Origin of the sequence: Acetobacter conturbans, from assembly GCF_011516755.1 — a bacterium.
Taxonomy (GTDB): Bacteria; Pseudomonadota; Alphaproteobacteria; order Acetobacterales; family Acetobacteraceae; genus Acetobacter; species Acetobacter conturbans.
Window position 1 is genome coordinate 225,142 of sequence record NZ_WOSY01000004.1, and the last position, 20,803, is coordinate 245,944.

Genomic DNA, 20,803 nt, shown 5'->3' on the forward strand with positions numbered 1-20,803 from the left:
TTAAAGGATATCGGTTGTGGTCGATGCCAGTCGGATAGCACGGAACTGCGAACGGGCGGTGATCACGGCCTATCAGGAGCTCAAGCAGGTCGGGACGAATGACGTTTCGGCATTCAATTCCTGCACGACCCTGTATCGTATCCATCATCCGGAAGCTTCCGTGAACGAGGCCAGACGTCTCGTATCCGAATGGATTGATCACCATGTGGTCAAGGAGAAGCCGGGCCCAACGGTCGGCTGCGACTGCGTCAAAAACTGACGCTTCGCGCCAGGCAAGTTTCTCAACAGGCTGCTTTCGGGCAGCCTGTTTTTTTTATGCCGACCGTGATCGGGAACCCGGCTCAGTGTCCGGCTTCCAAGCTGGGGAAATGTAGCAGCCGTTATGAAAAAGGCCACCCCGTAGGGTGGCCTCGCTCGTTTCAGCTCCGCTTGTCGAGCGGCAAGAGATCGCGTTGGGGCGAGCCCATGTAAAGCTGCCGGGGGCGGCTGATCCGCTGGCCCGGTTCTTCGATCATTTCTTTCCACTGGCTGATCCAGCCGGTGGTGCGGGCGACGGCGAACAGCACCGTGAACATGCTGGTCGGGATACCCATCGCCTTCAGAATGATGCCCGAGTAGAAATCCACGTTCGGATATAGTTTGCGCTGCACGAAATAATCGTCGCTCAGGGCGATGTTTTCGAGCTCCACGGCCAGATCAAGCAGCGGGTCGTCCTTGATGCCGAGTTCGGAGAGCACTTCGTGACAGGTCGCCTGCATGATCTTCGCCCGAGGGTCGAAGTTCTTGTAGACGCGATGCCCGAAGCCCATCAGCTTCACACCGCTGTTCTTGTCCTTCACCTTGGAAATGAAGTCCGGGATGTTGTCCTTCGAGCCGATGCGGGAGAGCATCTTCAGGACGGCTTCATTCGCGCCACCATGTGCAGGTCCCCACAGCGCCGCGATACCAGCTGCGATACAGGCGAACGGATTGGCACCCGTCGATCCGGCCAGACGGACGGTCGACGTGGAGGCATTCTGCTCGTGATCGGCGTGCAGGATCAGGATCCGGTTCATGGCACGAGCCAGCACCTGATTGACCTTGTAAGGCTCTGAAGGACGCGCAAACATCATCGAGAGGAAGTTTTCCGCGTAATTCAGGTCATTACGCGGATAAACGAACGGCTCGCCGATGGTGTATTTGTAAGCCCATGCAGCGATCGTCGGGATCTTGGCGATCAGGCGCATGGCCGACAGGTCGCGGCTTTCCGAACGCGAGATGTCGTTGGCATCCGGATAGAAAGCCGAAAGAGCACCGACCGTCCCGCAAAGGATTGCCATCGGGTGGGCATCTCGACGGTAGCCGTTGAAGAAATTACGGATCTGCTCATGAAGCAGCGTGTGGTTCGTAAGCGTATTCACGAACGTCTCATGCTGGCTCTTGTTCGGCAGTTCGCCGTTGAGCAGCAGATAGATCACCTCCGGATAGGAGGCATGTTCGGCCAGTTGCTCAATGGGGTATCCGCGATGAAGCAGAATGCCCTTATCGCCGTCGATGAACGTTATCTTGCTTACGCAAGATGCCGTTTCACCATAACCCGGGTCGAACGTGAACACGCCCGTATCATGGGTCAGACGACGGATATCAACGACCTCCGGTCCGAGAGTCCCCTTGAGAATCGGCAGTTCAGCCGAGGTCTCACCGATTTTGATGCTGGCAGTTGTTCCCGTCACAGCTTCCTCCGACGCGCTTGAATTTGCGCTACTCTGAAACAATCGGGCCACGCGCCGTTGCGCTGTGGCGTCGGGCAGACTGTTCCCGATCATGGGTAAAACCGGAAGCCTCGGAACGGCCACAAATGCGTCACCTTGTTGAGAGGCGGGACTTCCGAGGGCGATTCCAGCTCAATTTTGCGAGAACGACTCAAGCCACGCGGTTTTTGGGCCGAGAGATTTCCATGCAAGGGCCACCGACTCATGCTCCTCCACCTCGACATGGAAGGTGGCCAGCGTGCCGAGTGCAAAATCAGATTCGAGCGCGCTCTCAACGCCGTTCAGGTAGCGGGCGAGGGCAGGGAGACCGGGGTTGTGACCAACGAGGAGGATGGTGTGCACCTCATCGGGAGTAGCGCGCAGTCGAGCCAGAAGTTCATCGGGAGCCGCAAGATAGAGAGTTGGCTCGATGCGGATCTCCGGTCGCGCGCTGTTCCCGAACGGCAGGAGCCCGGCATAAGTCTGCCGCGTGCGCATCGCGGGACTGCACAGGACCAGATCGGGAACGAGACCGGTGCGTCTCATGCTTTCGCCCCGTGCTCTTGCCATTTTGTGGCCAGCTTCAGTCAGCGGACGGGCGAGATCGCCCTTCGTGCCGAAATCGCCGGCTGCGGCCGGGGCCGCTTCGCAATGCCTTAATAGAAGGAGACGATGCGCGACCGGTCTGATCATGAGGAGGTCTCTGTCACACCGTCCTGCTGACGGGCGATGGCTTCATGATGCCGGATGACTTCCCGAATAATGAAGTTCAGGAATTTCTCAGCGAAATCAGGATCAAGCTTCGCGTCACTGGCTAACTGGCGCAGACGCGCGATCTGCTGCTTCTCACGGGCCGGATCCGCCGGGGGCATGCAGTAACGGGCTTTCAGCTTGCCGACGGCCTGTGTGCAGCGGAACCGTTCCGCCAGCATGGCCACCAGAGCCATGTCGATATTGTCGATGCTCTGGCGGAGTCCAGCCAGTTCCGCGCCGGGGTTGATCTGGTCGACTGCGTCTTGCGCCGTCTTGTCCGCAGGGGCTGAAGTCACGCCTTGATTGTCCTGTCGTGGGTTCCGGATCATCTCGTTACATGCCTCATCACAGCAGCCATGCAACGGGAACGATAAGGGTGATTCACCACGCGGTCAGCCTTCCTGTCAAAGCGTTAAGTCCCGTTCGGCCGCACAGCAGACAAATTCACTCCCAGAATGAAGAGGGGGTTGGATAATCCGGCATATCCGGCTTCTCGTCCGGCAGGTCGATCCATGCCAGATGGCCCCCTTTGCCCGCGCCCGTATCGACAAAGACCGCCGTTCCGCCGTTTCTGCCATGTTTCACCCAGGGACGACCGTCCGTGGAGCGGCGATCGTGGCCGCAATAAACGGTGTGACCCGCAGGAATGTGGTCCACCCAGTTGAGTCGGCGTTCCGGATAACCGTCAGCTTGGGTTCTGCCGGTGACCTCGCCGAAAAGGGCTCGGGATAGCAGGGAAGACACGGTTTCCAGTCCCGGAGGTCCGGATTCGTACAGCATGCCTGTGTGGAAAGCGGCGTGGACAAAGATTCGTCGACCGAGTCTGAGCCAGGTCGGCGCGTCGGCCAGAATAGGCAACGCCAGTTCCAGCACGTCAGCATTCTGTGATTCGAAAAGCTGTTCAAGCGTGGCTTCAAGCGGGGCGTCACGGCGCAGCTTGCGCCCCATCAGAGCACGCCCAAGCTTGCGGTCATGATTGCCAAGAAGAAAGAGGCCACGCTTTTCCTCGATGATGCTGGCCATGAGACGCAGCGCACCGGCGCTGTCAGGGCCATAATCGACCAGATCGCCGAGCTGTACAATGAAACGATCGGTTGCAGCGGCATGCCGGAATGCTTCCAGATCGCCATGCACGTCTCCCACGACGCGGATGCGTCGGCCAGCTACACAGCGCTGAAATTCTGCTTCATCGTACATGGCTCGCTCACTTACGGCATCTCCTTGTCATATTTGGGCAATTTTTCTCCGGAGCGAAGAGGGTCGCACGATTTTTTTGCTTTTTATAACGCAGCGTTGCGCCAGACCCCGAAGAGACCTCACGAGAATTCGATCTCGAATGGGCAAAACTGAGCCCCTGCGCACAAGTATGTGACGCGCACATGCGACCGAATTGCGCGTAGATGGGGACACCAATGATCGCGATGAGTGCAAACGGTTGTTTTCGGGGTAACGCCAGAAAGATGCCCGAACCACCGATTGTTTTGTCCGATTGGGTCGTGAAGCGCAGGCAGAGATGCCTGCGGCTCGGGACCTGTTGAATTCATGAAGCCGGACTGGAACGTTTTATGACTGATCGTATCCGTAGCCAGGCGTTGCGCGCCAAGGAAATGCCAGCAGAGGCCGCCGCCGCCCTTATCGGAAATGGGGCAACGCTTGGCACCAGTGGCTTTACCGGTGCCGCCTATCCAAAAGCCGTGCCGATGGCACTGGCCGACCGTATCAGCAAGGCTTCCGAAAAAGGCGAGGAACTCAAGGTTCGTCTTGTCACCGGCGCGTCCACAGGACCTCAGTTGGACGGGGCGCTCGCGAAAGTCCACGGCGTTTCCTATCGTTCTCCGTTCAACACCGACGCCGCCATGCGCAACAACATCAATTCCGGCGAGACGGAATATTTCGACACGCATCTCGGTCTCGTCGCGCCTCGCGCCATACAGGGCAATTACGGCAAGTTTGATTTCGCCATCGTCGAAGCAACCGCGATTCGTGAAGATGGTGGCATCGTCCCGACCTCCTCGGTGGGCAACTCCCAGACGTTCCTCGATCTGGCCGAGAAGGTCATCATCGAGGTCAACTCATGGCAGCCCGAGGGTCTTGAGGGCATGCATGACGTGTTCCGGGGCAATATCAGCGGTATCCCGCCCCGGGACATCATTCCTCTTCGCAATGCCGATGACCGCATTGGCGAGACCTTCCTTCGGGTCGATCCGGGCAAGATCGTGGGCATTGTCCGCACCGATGAGTCGGATCGGAACGCACCGTTTGCAGCGCCCGATCAGGCGGCGAAGGATATCGCCGGGCATCTGCTTGAGTTCTTCGAGCATGAGGTAAAGGTCGGTCGTCTGCCCGCGAACCTGCTGCCGCTACAGTCGGGCGTCGGTAACGTCGCCAACGCGGTGCTGAACGGCCTTAACGAGGGTCCGTTCGAGAACCTCCTGGGCTATTCCGAGGTCATTCAGGACGGCATGCTGCGTATGCTGGATAATGGCCGGATGAAAATCGCCTCGGCCACGTCCTTCTCGCTGAGTCCGGACGCCGTGGAGGAAATCAATCGCCGCATCTCGTTCTTCCGCGAGAAGATCATCCTGCGTCAGCAGGACATCAGCAACAACGCCGAAATCATCCGTCGTCTGGGCTGTATCGCCATGAACGGCATGCTGGAAGCCGACATTTACGGCAACGTCAACTCGACCCGGGTGATGGGCTCGAAAATGATGAACGGCATCGGCGGCTCGGGCGATTTTGCCCGCAACTCCTTCCTGTCGATCTTCCTCACGCCTTCCACGGCGAAGGACGGCCATATCTCGGCGATCGTGCCTATGGCGGCGCATGTCGATCACATCATGCAGGACAGCCAGATCATCGTGACGGAACAGGGACTGGCGGACATGCGCGGCCTGGGGCCGGTGCAGCGCGCCGAAGTCGTCATTCGCAACTGTGCGCATCCGACTTACAAGCCATTGCTGCTGGATTATCTGACGCGCGCGAAAAAAGAGTCGTTCGGCAAGCACACGCCGCATCTGCTCAAGGAAGCGCTGTCCTGGCACGAGCGTTTCATCGAGACGGGGTCCATGCTTCCGCGCTGACGCCCTTTCGGGTTGCAGGTTTTTTCCAAAAAGGGTGCTTTGAGGAGCGCCCTTTTTTTGATTTCAGTATCGTGAGCGGCAACGAACAGATGTGAAATGGGTTTATCCCATCTGATCCATCAGAGAATTCCGATGTGATGGCTGGACGTTCAATGAAAGCTGACTGGTGAGGGTGAGGCATCATGAAAATCGCCGTTGTTTGCGACTCATTCAAGGAAAGCCTGACGGCCGAAGCGGTCGCTGTCGCCATTAGCGATGGGTTTCGCGCCGAGTTTCCGGAAGCTTCCTTCGTTCTGTGTCCCGCCGCTGATGGAGGGGAAGGAACGGTCGCTGCTCTCGTGAGCGCCACGAAGGGACGGCGGGTGGAGATGATTGCCACGGGGCCCATGGGACAGCCTGTGGAAGCGTTCTTCGGCATCACGGGCGACGGGCGCACCGCCATCATCGAGATCGCGGCGGCGGCCGGACTGGAATCGGTGCCGGCAGAGCAGCGTGATCCGGCAATAGCGACGACGCGCGGCGTGGGCGAGCTGATCCGGAGAGCCCTTGATGAAGGATGCCGTCATCTGATTCTCGGCCTGGGCGGGAGCGCCACGAATGACGGAGGTGCCGGGCTGGCTCAGGCGCTTGGGGTTCGTCTGCTCGACAGGGAAGGGCAGGAACTGCAACCGGGAGGGCTACCGCTGGCGCAACTGGTGAAGATTGATATTTCCGGTCTTGAACCGCGGCTGGCTGAATGTGTCATCGAGGTGGCGTGTGACGTGGATAATCCTCTCCTAGGCGAGGAGGGAGCTGCTGCGGTATTCGGGCCACAGAAAGGCGCTTCGCCTGAGCTTGTGAAACGGCTGGATGAGGCTCTGGGTGTTTACGCTGAAAGGCTGCGGGAAGATCTCGGGAAAGATGTAGCAGCGATTCCCGGTGCAGGTGCCGCTGGCGGAACAGGGGCGGGTGCACTGGCGTTCCTGAATGCAGGGCTGCGACCGGGGTTTGAAATTGTCAGTGAGACACTGGGTCTTGAGGCGCTTCTCGCCGATGTCGATCTGGTCATCACGGGGGAAGGGCGAATCGATGCCCAGACCATTCGCGGCAAGACACCTGCCGGAGTGGCAGCCGTTGCCCGCAAACTGGGCAAGCCTGTCATAGCATTCGGCGGCTCGCTCGGCGCGGATGTCGAGCGTGTCCACGCCATCGGCATTGAAGCAGTCTTTGGAACGGTGCCCCGGCCGTGCTCACTTCCCGAGGCACTGGCGGAGGCTGGGCCTAACCTGACTGGTGCGGCACGCAACGTGGCGGCGGCGATCAGACTCGGTATGGCGCTGAAATAAGCTGCGAGACCGTCAGGTGCCGTCGAGAATATCGGCAAAACGATCTGGATAGTCGGTCACGACAATATCGACCGGCTCATTCAGGAGTTGCTGTGTGGCCTTGCGATTTGTCAGCGGGTCAGGGCTGTTGGCGATGACGGCATCCGCCTCCCGGTGCGCTGCCTGAAACAGCATGGATGAGGCGTTTGCTGGCAGATAAAGCGCGTAAGGATGCCGCCCGGCAATCTGTTTGGCTTTGCGCTCGTCGGCGACGGATTTCACCGGAAACGCCACGATGATGGCTCTGTCAGCTTCGAGCGCTTCCTGCGCGGCAATCGTGGTGTCGGCAATGAGAACAGCCTGTTTTCTCATATGATTCGTGCGGATGGATCGCACAACCGCCGCTGCGGGAACGTCATGTAGGGATAACATCACGAGTTCATGACGTTTACGGGATGACGCAAGGGCATCGCTCAGAAGCACGGGACGATCAGTGGAGACGACCAGTTCTCCTGCCGTGTTGCGCGTCACGGCAAGCGAGACCATCGAAGGCAGGTCGGAGGAATCTGCGTTCCCTGCCTGCGAAGGAACAGTAGGAATAAAGCTGTTCGTTTCCGGCGCATTGGCGACAGGAAGTGTCTGTGTCGCGGCTTTGCCACTCGCGCAGATGACCAGACCGTGGTGGATGCGTGTCAGCAGGGCGTCGGCATGTGAGTCACGCCATAGCATTCCCCCGCCAACGCCGACGATGATCGCCAGCGCGACCAGCCCGTTGCGACGGCAGCGCGGCGTGAGCACTGAACGCCGTCCGGTCTGGCCAGCGTGCTCAAGTCCTCGTTCGTAAGTTCCGTTCAGAGAAGGATCAGGCATGGGCCTCTTCCTTTTTCCTTTCACCCGCCATCGCGGCGGCCCGCTCAAGATCGACAGACAGCACACGACTGACGCCGCGTTCCTGCATGGTCACGCCGTAAAGCCTGTCCATATGGGCCATTGTGAGCTGATGGTGAGTAACCACGAGAAAGCGCGTTCCTGCTTCATTGACCATATCGCCCAGAAGGGCACAGAACCTGCCGACATTGGCGTCGTCAAGGGGAGCATCGACTTCGTCCAGCACGCAGATCGGCGCCGGATTGCAGCGGAAGACCGCAAAAATAAGAGATAGGGCGGTCAAGGCCTGTTCGCCACCCGAGAGCAGGGAAAGAGTCGCAAGCTTTTTCCCGGGAGGCTGGGCATAGATTTCCAGACCAGCCTGCAACGGATCATCACTACCGACAAGCCCCAGATGGGCACGACCACCCCCGAACATCCGGGCGAACAGGGATTGAAAGTGATGATCGACCTGCGTGAAGACCGCCATCAGGCGCTCGCGGCCTTCCTTGTTCAGTGCCCCGATGGAGCCGCGCAGACGGGCAATGGCCGCTTCGATTTCCCCATGCTCGCGCCGGATGACCTCGATCTTCTGCCCCGCTTCCTGCGCCTCGATATCGGCCCGCAGATTGACGGGGCCGAGTTCCTCACGTTCCCGCGCCAAACGTGAAATCTTGCGGCGGAGACTGGTTTCAGCCGATTCCGTGAGGTCGCTGACCGGAGCGGTGGGTGGGTCAGGCGTTTCGGCAAGAAGCTGGTCGAGAATGGCCCGCGCCTGCTCGCTCTTGCCTTCGCTGCGCAACAGATTTTCCCGTGCGGTCGCGAGTTCACCTTCGGTGCGCCTCCGGGATTCCTGTGCTTCCCGGAGCCGTGTCTCTCCCGCTTCCCGCGCAGCATTGGCCGCGTTGAATTTTTCTTCGGCTTCCGCCAGCGCGGACAGGGTACGCTCCCGAAGCTGCTGCGCTTCTGCCGGAAGAGCAACGACCGTCCGATGCTCTTCGGAAACGGTGGCAAGACGCTGTTCTGCCGCTGTAACTTCCTCTTGCGCGGCAGACTGGCGGCTCGTCCATTCCGTGAGTGAGGCTTTCAGGGCGGTTTCGCGACCAGCAAGCGTCGTCGCTTCGGCAGCCAGTGCTGCGCGCAGTTCACGAGTCGCCTGCTCTTCCTCACGAAGAGAAGTCACCTTTTCACGCACCGTTTCCAGCGACTGCGCCTGACTGCCATCCAATGCGGAAGCAGTCGCGGTCGCTTCCGCGTTGGCCAGTATGGTGACGGCTTCTGCCAGTTCCTCGGAAAGAGCGGACAGTCGTGGTTCCATCGCTGACAGGTGGCTGCGAACCTCCAGAGCCTGCTCCTGCATCGACCGATGAGCGCCCTCGACACGGCGCATCTCCTGCTCGGCAGCCTCAAGAGCGGTGCGAGCCGTGGTGGCTGCCTTTTCGGCTTCGGTGACTGTGGTCTCGGCGTCTTTCAGGGAGGCTGTGGCAGCGGCCGGATCGGCGGCCTCACCAAGAGCCACATGAGCGGCGGTGACGGTTTCCTCGGCGGCGATCCGTTCCGCATCGAGTCGTGCGAGTTCCGGTAGAATGGTGGCAAGACGGGATTCGGCGTTTCCGTGCCGGGTTTCCGTCTCCTGTAACGCCCGGCGTGCAGCTTCAAGCGCCGTATCGGCCTTGCGGCGCGCCTCGCGAGCCGTGGATTCCGCCAGAGTCGCCTTCTGGTCCCGAAGCTTGGCGGTTTCGTGAGCAGCACGCAGCGCCTCGGGGTCTGGGAGATCGTTCTGAGCGGCACGGGCCTGGGCGAGGGAGGTCTTCGCCGCTTCCAGCGCCTGCGCCGCCCGCTCCTGCTGGGGATGAACCGCATCCAGTCTGGCCCGTGCCGAAGCATGGCGGCGGGAGGTTTCGGCTTCGATCGTCCGCGCTTTGCCGAGGGCGACTTCGACCGTGCCCCGCATGGTGCGGGCAGCCCGCACGGCTTCCGTTGCATCGGCCTGCGCTTTGAATGCGGCCTGCGTCTTCTGCTCCGCAAGCGGCAGGTCGGCCGCCAGCTCTTCCAGACGCGCCTGCGTTTCGCGCAGGACACGACGCTGGGCGAGGCGCTGTGCCGCTGCACTCGGCTGACCTGCGGCGATGCGATACCCATCCCACCGCCAGAACGCGCCATCGCGGGTCACAAGGCTCTGTCCGGGGCGCAGACTCTCCACAAGCGCTTCGCCGTCGGCCACAGACTCGATCAGCCCGGCCTGACCGAGAGCGCGGTTGAGAACCTCCGGAACAGCGGTCAGGAGGGAGGAAAGATCTCGCGCTCCATCTGGCAATGCGGGCGCCGAGGCGAGCGGACCAAGCGCACACCATGCCCGTGGCGCGCTTGAGTCAGTCCCGGCATCTGGTGCATCCAGCCCCTCCGACAGCACCGTGGCGACGGCGATTTCCAGTCCGTCCGGAATTTCAAGCTGTTCGGCGACGGGTGCGGGTTTTGCGCCATCGGCTTCATCGTCAGCGCCAAGCGCCTGCGCCAGTCCGTCGATCTGGGCGCGGAGTTGGGTCAGTTCCGCCCGCAGCGTTCCGAGAGCGGCCTCCTGCTCTTTTGCGTCAGCCGTGGTTTTCGTGGCGGTTTCTTCGGCGTTCGCAAGAGCCGCTTCAGCTTCGTGCAGTCGCTGCTCTTCGCGTGCGCGATCCGATTGGGCCTGTTCGAGAACGGCGTCAGGAACAGCGTTCTTTTCCGCGATTTCCAGTTCGCGTGAAAAAGTCGCGGCTTCCTGCTCGGCACGGCGCAGGGCGGCTTCTGCGGTCCGGACCGCTTCGGCCGCAGCACTACGGATCGCATTGTCTTCCTGCGCGCGGCCCCGGGCCTGAACTAGTGCGGCGGCGGCTTCCGCCCGTTCGGATTCGGCGGCTTCCAGTGCCTCCGCTGCTTCGGTGCGCTGTGTTTCAGCAGCGGTGAGTGCCGCAGCCAGCGCGGCGCGGCGCTCGTCTGGCACAAGACCGCGTTCCGTTTCCTCCTTGCGGGTGAGCAACGCATCACGGTCACGCTTCAGACCGGCGAGTGTCGCAGTGGCCGCTGCGAGAGCCTTTTCCCGCTCGCCATGACGGCTCCGTGCCGTATCAGCCGCATTGCGGGCGATGGAGAGTGCAAGCTGGGCATCAGACCGCTTCTGACTCGTGGCCTCCACGGTTTCCCGACAATGGGCGAGGGTGGCTCTGGCGTCGCTTACGGCGTTTTCAGCGGCTTCGAGGGCCTCATTGGATGGCAGACGGTTGCGAAGAACCGTGAGTTCGGTTTCCAGCGCAGTCTGTGACTGAGCCAGTTTTTCATGACGCGTCCTCGCGGTCGCAAGGGCTGCCTGAGCCTGTTCGGCGCGGTTGCGGGCAGCAGAAGCCTCCGCCATGCCGCGTTCAAGGGCTTCTCCCGCGTCAGCAAGAGCCACCTGCAACTGCGCGGTGGAAGTGTCGGCTTCTTCCTGTCGGGTCGGAAGACTGCCAAGGGCGGCCTCAATCTCCGCGCTCTCTTCCTGCAAACGGCTCAGGCTCGCTGTGGCGTCCTGAAAGCGGGATTGTGCGGCGGCATGGTCGGTCTCGGCCTGCTGCAGACGTTCCGCAACTGCTTCGGCGGCCTGTGCGGCGCGTCGCTCTTCCAGCGCCACGCCTTCCGAGGCAATGCGCTGGCGCTCCAGTGCCGTGCGGGCGAGTTCGGCGGTTTCCCGAATGGCTGGGAGCGCCTTGTCTGCTTCATAATCGCTCAGGACAGCCGTTTCAGCGGCTTCTTCGGCAGCGATCAGCGCCTGACGGGCTGTATAGACAGCCTGCTTCGCCCGTTCGACCTGCTGGCGGGCTCTCGCATGGAGCAAAGCGAGGAGGGATATTTCCGCATCTCGCAGACCGGTGGACAGTTCGCGGTATTTTGCCGCCTGCTCAGACTGGCCCGTCAGACCTTCCAGTCGGCTTTCAAGTTGCGTGCGCAGATCTTCGGCGCGGGTCAGGTTGGCTTCCGTGGCGCGGAGTTTCAGTTCCGCTTCATGACGACGGGCGTGCAGACCGGTGATCCCGGCGGCTTCTTCCAGAATCGTGCGACGCTCTTCCGGGCGGGCGCCCACCAGCATGGCGACGCGCCCCTGACTGACCATCGCCGACGACCGCGCCCCCGAGGCCAGATCGGCGAACAGCGTCTGCACATCGCGTCCCCGGATGGCCTTGCCGTTCAGGCGGTAATCGCTGCCTGATCCGCGTTCGGCCCGCCGTGTGACTTCGAGATCGTCCTGTTCAGCGAAAGGCCCGGGTCCGAGACCCTTTGCATTTTCGAGAACAAGGGTGACGTCAGCAAGGTTGCGGGCAGGGCGGCTGGTCGTGCCCGCAAAGATGAGATCGTCCATCTCGCCGCCGCGCAGGGAGCGCGCTGACGTCTCGCCCATCGCCCATCGCAGGGCTTCCACGACATTCGATTTGCCGCATCCGTTCGGCCCGACGATGCCCGTCAGGCCTGGGAGGATATCCACGGCCACAGGGTCCGCGAAGCTCTTGAAGCCTGCGATGCGTAGCTGGGTGAAGCGTGCGCTCATGCGGCGGTCAGGGGATACATCCGGTGATCAGACACGTCCGGCCTCGCCGCGATCACGAGGGGCCGGTACAGCCTTCATCCGCCGGCAGCCGCGACTTTCTGCTCGAAAGCGGCGAAGGTGAGTTCGCCCTGACGATAGACTTCCTTGTTGAAGCGGAAGGTCGGAGTGCTGTCGATCTTGTATTCCGTCTCGGCCCGCTGCTGCTCGGCGAGAATGGCATTCTGCAGGGCGGTGTCGTTCACCGCCGTATCGAACTCGGCAGGAGACATACCGGCAAGACCCGCCATCTTGCGGAGCTGCTCTTCCGGATTGACGTTCTCGCCATAAGCCCAGCGGTCAAGGTTGGAGAACAGCGACGTCATAAAAGGCTCGTAACGCTCTTCCGGCAGGCTGCGGGCGACCTGTGCGGCGATCAGGGCGCTGCGGTCGAGAGGGAAATCGCAGAACACATAGCGAATCCGGCCTGTGTCGATCAGCTTTTTGCGAACCTCGGGAAATATGTCGAGTTCGAAGCGGGCGCAGTGCGGGCAGGTGAAGGAGAACCACTCTTCCACAATCACCTTGGCGTTCGGATTGCCCATTGCACGAGGCGCGAGACGCGGATCGGCCGAAGCCGCGAAGGCGCGTCCGGCAAGAGCCGGGGCAAGCGCGGCGGGAAGGGAAGCTGCGAGCAGGGCACGGCGTGTAAGCGACATGACGAGGAACTCCGCAAGGTTAAGCCACGCTGGAAAAAGTCGCAGCGGTCATGACCGGTCCCGCACGCAACCGTCAAGCCCGGATGCGTCGTTTCGGAGCAGGTTCCTTGAGCGTTCTGGTTTTTGCCATGATCTTGGGGCACACTCCTGTCAGGCCCGAAGGCCGGGTCTGACTTCTGTGGAATGGCGTTTCGATGAAAAAAATACTCTCTCTTTCTCTGGCCGCAGCGATGACGCTGGGTTCGGTACCCATGGCCCACGCAGAACCCGGCGGCTGCCTGAAATATGGAACGGCGGGTGCTGTGGGTGGTCATGTTGCCAATCACCACGCTGTTCTCGGAGCATTCGGCGGCTGTGTGACCGGCATGTATGTGCGCCACAGATACCGCAAGGAAGCGCGTGCGAAGGCCGTGCTTTATGACAAGGAGCATCCGGGCGCTAAGGGAACCTACGCCGAGAAGGCGACGGCTTACGACGTCGAGCATTCCACGCAGCCGGGCACGATGAACTCGTCATCAGCACCCCAGCAGAGTGGTGCCCCGGCGGTTCCGGCGCAGTCTGGCGCTCAGATGTAAAGATGATGTCCGCGTGCCCGACTTCGGTCGGCACGCGGCGTTTTCCGTCTTTATGAGGGTGCGGCGATAGTCCCGTCTGGCGACTGGATGGCATGTCGCTGGCCGTTCGGATCAGTCACTGTTGCGCGGGGCTGATCGAGATAGTCCGGCCCAAGCGGCACCTTGCCGTACCCCCCCGGAATGTCGAGCACATAGGTTGGCCAGGCGAGACCTGTGACCCGCCCCCGCAGACTGGCGAGCAAGGCCTGACCTTCCTCGATCGGCACATGAAAACGTGCGGTGCCCGGTGCAGCGTCGAGCTGATGCAGATAATAAGGTTTCACCTGATTTTCGACCATCGCCCGGAACAGCCCTTCCAGAGCTGGCGCGCTGTCGTTCACCCCACGTAACAGCACCGACTGGCCCAGAACCGGAATGCCACAGCGCTGAATTTTCTTCAGGGACGCGCGGGCTTCAGGGCTGAATTCCCGCTCATGATTTGCATGAACCACCAGCCAGACGGCCTTTTCCGAATCCATCGCCGCAACAAGCTCGTCCGTAATCTTTTCCGGTGCCGCGACAGGAACCCGCGTGTGGATGCGCAGGGTCGTGACGTGTGGAATGGCGGCCAGTTCATGCATGATATGGTCGAGCCGTCGTGCGGACAGCATCAGCGGGTCACCGCCGGTGAGGATGACTTCACGGATGGCGGGATGCGCGCGCAGCCACGAAAAGGCCCGTTCCAGCGCGGCCTCGTCGAGGAGACCACCGTCGGGTCCAACATGCTCACGGCGGAAACAGAACCGGCAGTAAAGCGGACAGATCAGCAGCGGCTTGAGCAAGGCGCGGTCGGCATAGCGATGGACAATGCCCGGCACCGGCGACAGCGCATCGTCTCCAATGGGGTCCGCCAGTTCATGCGATGCCGTGATAAGCTCTTCGGGTGAGGGAATGACCTGACGGCCGATGGGATCGTCAGGATTTTCGATCAGTGACCGAAACGCCGGAGGAATGGCGGTAGCATAACGTTCTTCCACCTTCGCGATTTCTGGCAGGCTGGCGGCATCGACAAGTCCCGCCTCCAGAAGCTCCTGAGGAGTGCGCAACGTGCGTGAGGAAGCCGGTGAAGGGGCGGGGCAGGAAGGCATGACTGGCTTCTACTGTTTCAGCATCGTGGGAAGCAACTTGCGGGTGGGAAAAGAGCGCGGCACTTCTGGGTAGATCATAGGGAAATGAGGCGTGAGCATGGGCGGGCACAGGACGGGAGAGGCTGACACGGCGCGGATTGCGGAGCGACTGCCGTTGTTGCGTCGTCGGGCCCTGATGGTTCAGGCTACCCGGGCCTTTTTCGATGCGCGCGGTTATCTGGAGGTGGAAACGCCCTACGCCGTGCCGACGCCGGGAGAGGAAGTTCATCTGCATGTCTTCGCGACCGAACGCGAGACACCGGCAGGCGAAACCGAGCGGCTGTTCCTCCACACCAGTCCCGAATTTGCGATGAAACGCATTGTCGCCGCGACGAAAGAAAAAGTGTTTCAGATGGCCCGGGTCTGGCGAAACGGTGAGGGCAGCGCGCTTCATGCTCCGGAATTCACCATGCTGGAATGGTACCGTCCCGGTGCCGATCTCTCGGATCTGATGGATGAGACCGAAACCTTCGTGCGTCGTCTGCTGCCACCCGTCATCCATCGGGAGGGGAGGGCCATTCCTCTCGACGGTCCGTTTGAACGACTGACGGTGGCGGAAGCGTTTACGCGATATGTCGGTGCGGACGTTCTGGCGACAGAGGGGGATGCGGATGCACTGGCGCATCAGGCAGGCTGTGGGCGGCGAGCAGGCGAGGCGTGGGAAGACCTCTTTTTCCGTTTGCTACTGGAGCGGGTCGAGCCCGAAATTGGTCGCGAAAGACCGTGTTTTCTCACGCACTGGCCCGCCAGTCAGGCAGCTCTGGCGCGGACATGCTCAGATGACCCACGGGTGGCACTGCGTTTCGAGCTTTATCTCGGAGGTGTTGAACTCGCCAATGCGTTCGAGGAGCTGTCCGATAGCGCCGAGCAACGCACGCGCTTCGAACTGGACCGGCAGCGTCGTGCGACACTTTACCCCGACCGTCCGGGCTGGCCGATGGACGAACGGCTGCTTCAAGCGTTACCTGATCTGCCTCCCACGTCCGGGATTGCTCTCGGATTTGACCGGCTGGTCATGCTGGCCACAGCAACTCCCCGTTTGTCGGATGTGTTGTGGCTAGGTTGATTTCATGGCGAAACGAAACGATGTCGGTGACAGATGCTCCGACTGGCGCATAAGATCGCGCAGGGGTTTTGAGGATATTGTCATGATTAACAAACGTATCTGGCCGGTTGTGGCGCTGGCGGCTCTGACGGCCTGCTCCGGACCCACCAAAGAGCAGCGTCGCCAGCTCGATTCTCTGGTTGGCAAGACCGAAGTGGATGTGGTGCGTACATTTGGCGTCCCCACCCGGACCTATCAGGCTCAGGGCCATGTTTTCCTAGCCTACATCGATAACCAGACCTCCTACACCCCCGGTTCCATGGGCTGGGGCTGGGGTTGGGATGGCTGGGGCGGCGGCTGGGGCGGTGGCGGCATGGGCATGGGCGGCTGGGGCGGCGGCTGGGGAGGTGGTCCCGGCGGCTGGGGTGGAGGCTGGGGCGGCGGCGGCGGTTTCCCGCCCAGCTATTACAGCACCGTTTGCCAGACCACCTTCGAGTTCGTCGGCGGCCTTGTCACAGGCTGGACCATGCGGGGTGATGGCTGCTGATTCCCGCGCCATTTCAAAAGGCTGCGGGAAAGGGTAAGTCATCCCGGAGGGAACCGGGATTTACATATGTGAAACCCGGTCGCCCTAGATATGCATGATGGCTGTCCGCAAAGGCAGCGCAAGGATTCGGGACGGGAGATCAGGATGCGGTCAGGACAGGTGGCGCGGTTGGGCACAGCAGGCGCCGCGGTGATGATGGTGCTGTCCGTCGCCGGATGCCAGAGTTCCGCCAGACAGGACGCCTACGGTAAACTGGGCAGTGTCTGCTCCTTCATGGCGCCCACGGTTTCGGGGGTACGGAATTACGCCCCGGCAGGGGAAAAAGACGCACCTGACAGCCGTGTGGCCTATCCTGACCCGGATACCCCCATCTACTGCGACAGACCTCTCTCCACGTCCCTGAGTGCCATCATAGAACTCGCGAATTACACGGAAGCTCTGCACGTTTCCGGCTATTACGCGCTTCTGCAGCAGGCCGGTCCCTATACCGTGTTCGCCATTCCGAACGAGCCGATGGCGCGTTATTCGGCCCAGTTCACTGGTGGTCTGCTGGACCCGGCTAATAAAAACGCTCTCAAGGCGCTGCTTGCCTATACGATCGTGCCGGGAAAATGGTCATTGCCGCGGCTTCAGAAGGCGCTTGCAAAAGTGCCGACTCATGCCATCAGCCTCAATACGCTGGCCGGTATCCGGCTTACTTTCTCTATTGAACCATCATCCGGCCAGATCGTACTCAGTAACCGGAGCGGCGTCATCAATCGCCTGTGGGTGACGGGCGTGCCACAGTCCAACGGTGTTCTGTATTTCACGCAGTCCGCGTTACCGCCGGTGCTTCCTCAGCCCAACGCGCAGCCGAGCACCGCTGGGACAGTTCCCTCCAAGGTTTCACCAAAGCCCTGAACCGATCTGAACCGACAGCCGGCGGGTCACTATCAACCGTCGGCTGTTATCCGGTGACGTAGTTTCGGTAACCAGAAATGCCCGAAATTATGGGCGCACAAAGCCTGTCTCTCAGGCTCGAGACCAGATTTCTAATTGAAATCACTCTTCCCTGAACTGGTTCCGGTGCTTTTGACCACCGGAACCATGATGCAGGAAAATTATTTGCCGACTGCAGCGACGATGCCTGCGCGAACAGCATCGAGAGCTGCTGTCGCCGCGTTCCCATCCGGACCGCCAGCCTGCGCCATATCCCGTCGGCCGCCACCACCTTTGCCACCAAGCGCTGCACTCGCGGCCTTCACAAGCTCAACCGCGTTCAGGGCTTCCGGCAGTTCCGGATTGACGTAGACAACGACGCTGCCTTTGCCGTCAGCCGTCGAGATGAGAGCGACAACGCCCACCCCGATCTGCTTGCCAATGGTTTCGGCAAGACCCTTCAGTTCCTTCGCAGGGGTGTCACCGACATTCCGCCCCGCGAAAGATATGCCCGCCACGGTTTCCGCTTTTGTCGCGTCTGCACCACCGGCGGCCAGCTTCCGCTGAAGGTCGGAAATCCGACGCTCCATCGTCTTCCGCTCTTCCAGCAGGGTCGCCAGCCGTTCAGGCGCTTCGACTGCGGACACTTTCAGCATCGCAGCGATCTGATTGAGGCGTTCTTCGTTCAGCACGGCAGCCGTTTCGGCCGCAGAGCCTGCAACGGCTTCGATGCGACGGACGCCGGCCGAAACCCCGCTTTCGGAAGAAATGCGGAACAGGCCGATATCACCCGTACGAGTGACATGCGTGCCGCCACAAAGCTCAACCGACCAGGCCGGTTTCGTGCCATCGGCTTCCTTGCCACCCATGGAAACGACACGGACTTCATCGCCGTATTTCTCCCCGAAGAGCGCCATGGCGCCTTCTTTGGAGGCCTCTTCCGGGGTCGTGATTCGGGTCGTGACCGGCGTGTTTTCCCTGATGCGGGCGTTCACTTCCGCTTCGATCTCGGCCAGTTCCTCGCGGGTGATCGGGCGCGGCTGACTCACATCAAAGCGCAGGCGATCCGGGGTGTTGAGGCTGCCTTTCTGTGTGACATGATCACCCAGACGGCGACGCAATGCCTCATGGAGAAGGTGGGTGGCCGAGTGGTGCGCGCGGATGGATGAGCGGCGGGCATGATCAACTTCAGCCGTAACCGCAGCGCCGATCTTGATGACGCCTTCTGTCACCGTGCCATAATGCACGAGCAGATCCCCGAGCTTCTTCTGCGTGTCTGAAATGGCGACACGCAGGCCGGGCGCGATGATCTGTCCCGTGTCACCGACCTGACCGCCACTTTCTCCATAAAAGGGAGTTTGATTGAGCAGAATGGCGACCTCAGTACCGATCCCAGCGGATTCCACGCTTGTGCCTTCGGCCACGATGAACTGGACCTCGGCCTGTGCCGTCTCCTTGCCATAGCCAAGGAATTCTGTGGCACCGAACTTGTCACGGGCCTCGAACCACACGGTTTCCACTGCCGTGTCGCCGGACCCTGTCCATGCTGCTCGGGCACGCTCGCGCTGGATTTTCATGGCGGCCTCGAAGCCGGGCACGTCTACAAGATGACCACTGGAGCGCAACGCGTCCTGCGTCAGATCGAGCGGAAAGCCGAACGTGTCATAAAGCTTGAAAGCCACGTCCCCCGGCAGCGCGCCACCTTGCGCCAGTTTCTCCGTTTCTTCCTCTAGCAGGGCAAGGCCACGATCCAGCATGGCTTTGAACCGCTCTTCCTCGCCACGCATCGTCTCGCGGATGAGCGGTTCAGCCTGACCCAGCTCCGGATAGGCATGACCCATTTCCTGAATGAGGGCAGGAAGCAGCTTGTAGAAGACCGGCTCCTGAGTGCCCATCATGTGCAGATGGCGCATGGCGCGGCGCATGATGCGACGCAGGACGTACCCACGACCGTCCTTTGACGGCAGGACCCCATCCGCCATCAGAAACGCTGTGGAGCGCAGGTGATCAGCCACAATACGGTGGCTGGCCTTGAACTGGCCGTCCGGGTCCTGCGATGTCACATCAGCGGAAGCGAGGATCAGTGAGCGGAACGTATCCGTGTCGTAATTGTCACGCTTGCCCTGCATGATGGCGGCGAAGCGCTCCAGCCCCATGCCGGTGTCGATGGAGGGACGGGGAAGCGGCGTGCGGGTTCCCGGTGGATCCTCGAAGAACTGCATGAACACCAGGTTCCAGATCTCGACGAAGCGGTCCCCGTCTTCATCAGGAGAACCCGGCGGACCGCCGAACACATCCGGTCCATGATCGTAGAAAATCTCGGAGCAGGGCCCGCAGGGTCCTATATCGCCCATGCGCCAGAAATTGTCGGAGGTGGGAATGCGGATGATACGGTCATCAGGCAGACCGGCGATCTTCCGCCACAGAGCGGCGGCTTCCTCGTCTTCCGAATAAACGGTGACAAGCAGCTTGTCCTTGGGAAGCGCAAAGTCCCGAGTAATGAGATTCCACGCCAGTTCAATGGCCTGCGGCTTGAAGTAATCGCCAAAGGAGAAATTGCCCATCATCTCGAAGAAGGTGTGATGGCGCGCGGTATAACCCACATTGTCCAGGTCGTTGTGCTTGCCGCCGGCACGCACAACTTTCTGCGCGGTCGTCGCCCGAGAATAAGGCCGCGTTTCCTGACCGGTGAAAACGTTCTTGAACTGCACCATGCCCGCGTTGGTGAACAACAGAGTCGGGTCGTTGCTCGGCACCAGCGACGATGACGGAACGATCTGATGTCCGTTGGACGCAAAGTAATCGAGAAAAGCGGAACGGATTTCGTTGGTCGTTGGCATGGTCGGGGGAAACGTCCTGATGGCGGTCACCCGCTGACAAAGGACAGCAGGTAAAAGGGAAACGGATGGTATTCGCTCGGTTCTAGCGCAGTCTGAGGCAACTGGAAAAGATGGCTAACGCGTCCGTTCCATCACGGGTCTGTCTTGTCGGCAGGGCAGGGAATTTCCGCATCAGTCACGCCAGTGGAAATTTCAGCAAGATCCATCACGGATGTTGGCGGTCTTTCGCGGAATACAAGGCGTTCACTCAGTTTGAAATTGGCGAACATTCCGGCAAGAGCGCCTGCGGCGAGCGCGATAATCGGGAAATGAACACAAAAGGGAATAAAAAAGAAAAGGAGATAAACAGTGCCCCGGTTCAGCAGAAAACCCAGACTGTTGGCGGACAGAAATCGGAGCCACTGCAGAAAAGGGTGGTCATGACGTCCGACATCGCCAAACGTCCAGAAGCGGTTCGCCATCCAGTTCAGTGTGGCGGCAACAAAATAAGCGGCGAGAACAGCAGCATTCAGCCCGATAATATCGCGGAGGGCGTAAACGGTTCCTGCGTCCCACATGAAGCCCAGCGCTCCGACCATCCCGAAGCGAAACAACCGTAGCAGCGATTTTTTCTTGCCGCTTTGAGGTGTCTGCGGAGAAAGGGGTGGTGCGAACTCGGACATGTAAGAAATCCGACCAGACGTGTGAATGGGCTTAACGAAAAAAGGGTGCCTGAAAAGGCACCC

17 protein-coding genes are annotated in these 20,803 nt (G+C 60.8%); 7 read left to right on the plus strand and 10 right to left on the minus strand.

The window, feature by feature from the left end:
• Nucleotides 1–16 precede the first annotated feature (16 nt).
• The gene (locus tag GOB81_RS06010) at nt 17–259 is read left to right on the plus strand and encodes a hypothetical protein (protein WP_338421319.1); all 243 of its coding nucleotides are present in this window, start codon (nt 17–19) and stop codon (nt 257–259) included.
• 160 nt (nt 260–419) lie between these two features.
• On the opposite strand, the gene gltA is transcribed toward GOB81_RS06010, so the two are convergent.
• The 4 genes from gltA to GOB81_RS06030 all read right to left on the minus strand — a co-directional run bounded on the left by gltA (nt 420) and on the right by GOB81_RS06030 (nt 3,680).
• Nucleotides 420–1,712 carry a citrate synthase gene (gltA, locus tag GOB81_RS06015; RefSeq protein ID WP_173569456.1) on the minus strand — a complete coding sequence of 431 codons (1,293 nt, stop codon included), beginning with the start codon at nt 1,710–1,712 and terminating at the stop codon, nt 420–422.
• 171 nt (nt 1,713–1,883) lie between these two features.
• Entirely contained in the window at nt 1,884–2,423 is a 540-nt protein-coding gene (locus GOB81_RS06020; protein ID WP_173569457.1) for a SixA phosphatase family protein, read from the minus strand.
• On the minus strand, nt 2,420–2,731 hold the full coding sequence (locus GOB81_RS06025) for a chorismate mutase (protein ID WP_338421325.1): 312 nt from the start codon (nt 2,729–2,731) through the stop codon (nt 2,420–2,422). Before GOB81_RS06025 ends, GOB81_RS06020 begins: the two co-directional genes overlap by 4 nt.
• 196 nt (nt 2,732–2,927) lie before the next feature.
• A complete protein-coding gene (locus GOB81_RS06030; protein WP_173569459.1) occupies nt 2,928–3,680 on the minus strand; it encodes a metallophosphoesterase in 753 nt (250 codons plus the stop codon).
• Between the two features lie 368 nt (nt 3,681–4,048).
• Here GOB81_RS06030 and GOB81_RS06035 point away from each other — a divergent pair, with 368 nt between their 5' ends.
• Nucleotides 4,049–5,566 (plus strand): succinate CoA transferase, encoded by a 1,518-nt coding sequence (locus GOB81_RS06035; protein ID WP_173569460.1) that lies wholly within the window; start codon nt 4,049–4,051, stop codon nt 5,564–5,566.
• Between the two features lie 182 nt (nt 5,567–5,748).
• On the plus strand, nt 5,749–6,891 hold the full coding sequence (locus tag GOB81_RS06040) for a glycerate kinase family protein (protein WP_173569461.1): 1,143 nt from the start codon (nt 5,749–5,751) through the stop codon (nt 6,889–6,891).
• A gap of 12 nt (nt 6,892–6,903) precedes the next feature.
• Here GOB81_RS06040 and GOB81_RS06045 read toward each other — a convergent pair whose 3' ends face one another.
• The 3 genes from GOB81_RS06045 to GOB81_RS06055 all read right to left on the minus strand — a co-directional run bounded on the left by GOB81_RS06045 (nt 6,904) and on the right by GOB81_RS06055 (nt 12,987).
• Nucleotides 6,904–7,740 (minus strand): hypothetical protein, encoded by an 837-nt coding sequence (locus tag GOB81_RS06045; protein ID WP_242010081.1) that lies wholly within the window; start codon nt 7,738–7,740, stop codon nt 6,904–6,906.
• Entirely contained in the window at nt 7,733–12,292 is a 4,560-nt protein-coding gene (locus GOB81_RS06050) for an AAA family ATPase (RefSeq protein ID WP_173569462.1), read from the minus strand. Before GOB81_RS06050 ends, GOB81_RS06045 begins: the two co-directional genes overlap by 8 nt.
• A 74-nt stretch (nt 12,293–12,366) precedes the next feature.
• Nucleotides 12,367–12,987 (minus strand): DsbA family protein, encoded by a 621-nt coding sequence (locus tag GOB81_RS06055; protein WP_173569463.1) that lies wholly within the window; start codon nt 12,985–12,987, stop codon nt 12,367–12,369.
• A gap of 194 nt (nt 12,988–13,181) precedes the next feature.
• On the opposite strand from GOB81_RS06055, the gene GOB81_RS06060 reads away from it, so the two are divergent.
• Complete coding sequence (locus GOB81_RS06060) at nt 13,182–13,562, plus strand: hypothetical protein (protein WP_173569464.1); 381 nt, start codon at nt 13,182–13,184, stop codon at nt 13,560–13,562.
• 50 nt (nt 13,563–13,612) lie between these two features.
• Here the strand turns inward: GOB81_RS06060 and GOB81_RS06065 are convergent, their stop codons facing one another.
• Nucleotides 13,613–14,689: a lysine-2,3-aminomutase-like protein gene (locus GOB81_RS06065; RefSeq protein WP_173569465.1), complete on the minus strand. Its 1,077-nt coding sequence runs from the start codon at nt 14,687–14,689 to the stop codon at nt 13,613–13,615.
• Nucleotides 14,690–14,786: 97 nt separating this feature from the next.
• Between GOB81_RS06065 and epmA the strand changes: the two genes are divergently transcribed.
• From epmA to GOB81_RS06080, 3 genes are all read left to right on the plus strand, one after another.
• A complete protein-coding gene (epmA, locus tag GOB81_RS06070) occupies nt 14,787–15,794 on the plus strand; it encodes an EF-P lysine aminoacylase EpmA (protein WP_173569541.1) in 1,008 nt (335 codons plus the stop codon).
• 82 nt (nt 15,795–15,876) lie between these two features.
• A complete protein-coding gene (locus GOB81_RS06075; protein WP_173569466.1) occupies nt 15,877–16,320 on the plus strand; it encodes a hypothetical protein in 444 nt (147 codons plus the stop codon).
• A 144-nt stretch (nt 16,321–16,464) separates the two neighbouring features.
• A complete protein-coding gene (locus tag GOB81_RS06080; protein ID WP_242010082.1) occupies nt 16,465–17,220 on the plus strand; it encodes a fasciclin domain-containing protein in 756 nt (251 codons plus the stop codon).
• 200 nt (nt 17,221–17,420) lie between these two features.
• Here GOB81_RS06080 and alaS read toward each other — a convergent pair whose 3' ends face one another.
• Together alaS and GOB81_RS06090 are read right to left on the minus strand one after the other, a co-directional pair.
• Nucleotides 17,421–20,078, minus strand: a complete 2,658-nt coding sequence (gene alaS, locus GOB81_RS06085) for an alanine--tRNA ligase (protein ID WP_173569467.1) — start codon at nt 20,076–20,078, stop codon at nt 17,421–17,423.
• Nucleotides 20,079–20,209: 131 nt separating this feature from the next.
• Complete coding sequence (locus GOB81_RS06090; protein WP_173569468.1) at nt 20,210–20,740, minus strand: GtrA family protein; 531 nt, start codon at nt 20,738–20,740, stop codon at nt 20,210–20,212.
• Between the last annotated feature and the right edge of the window lie 63 nt (nt 20,741–20,803).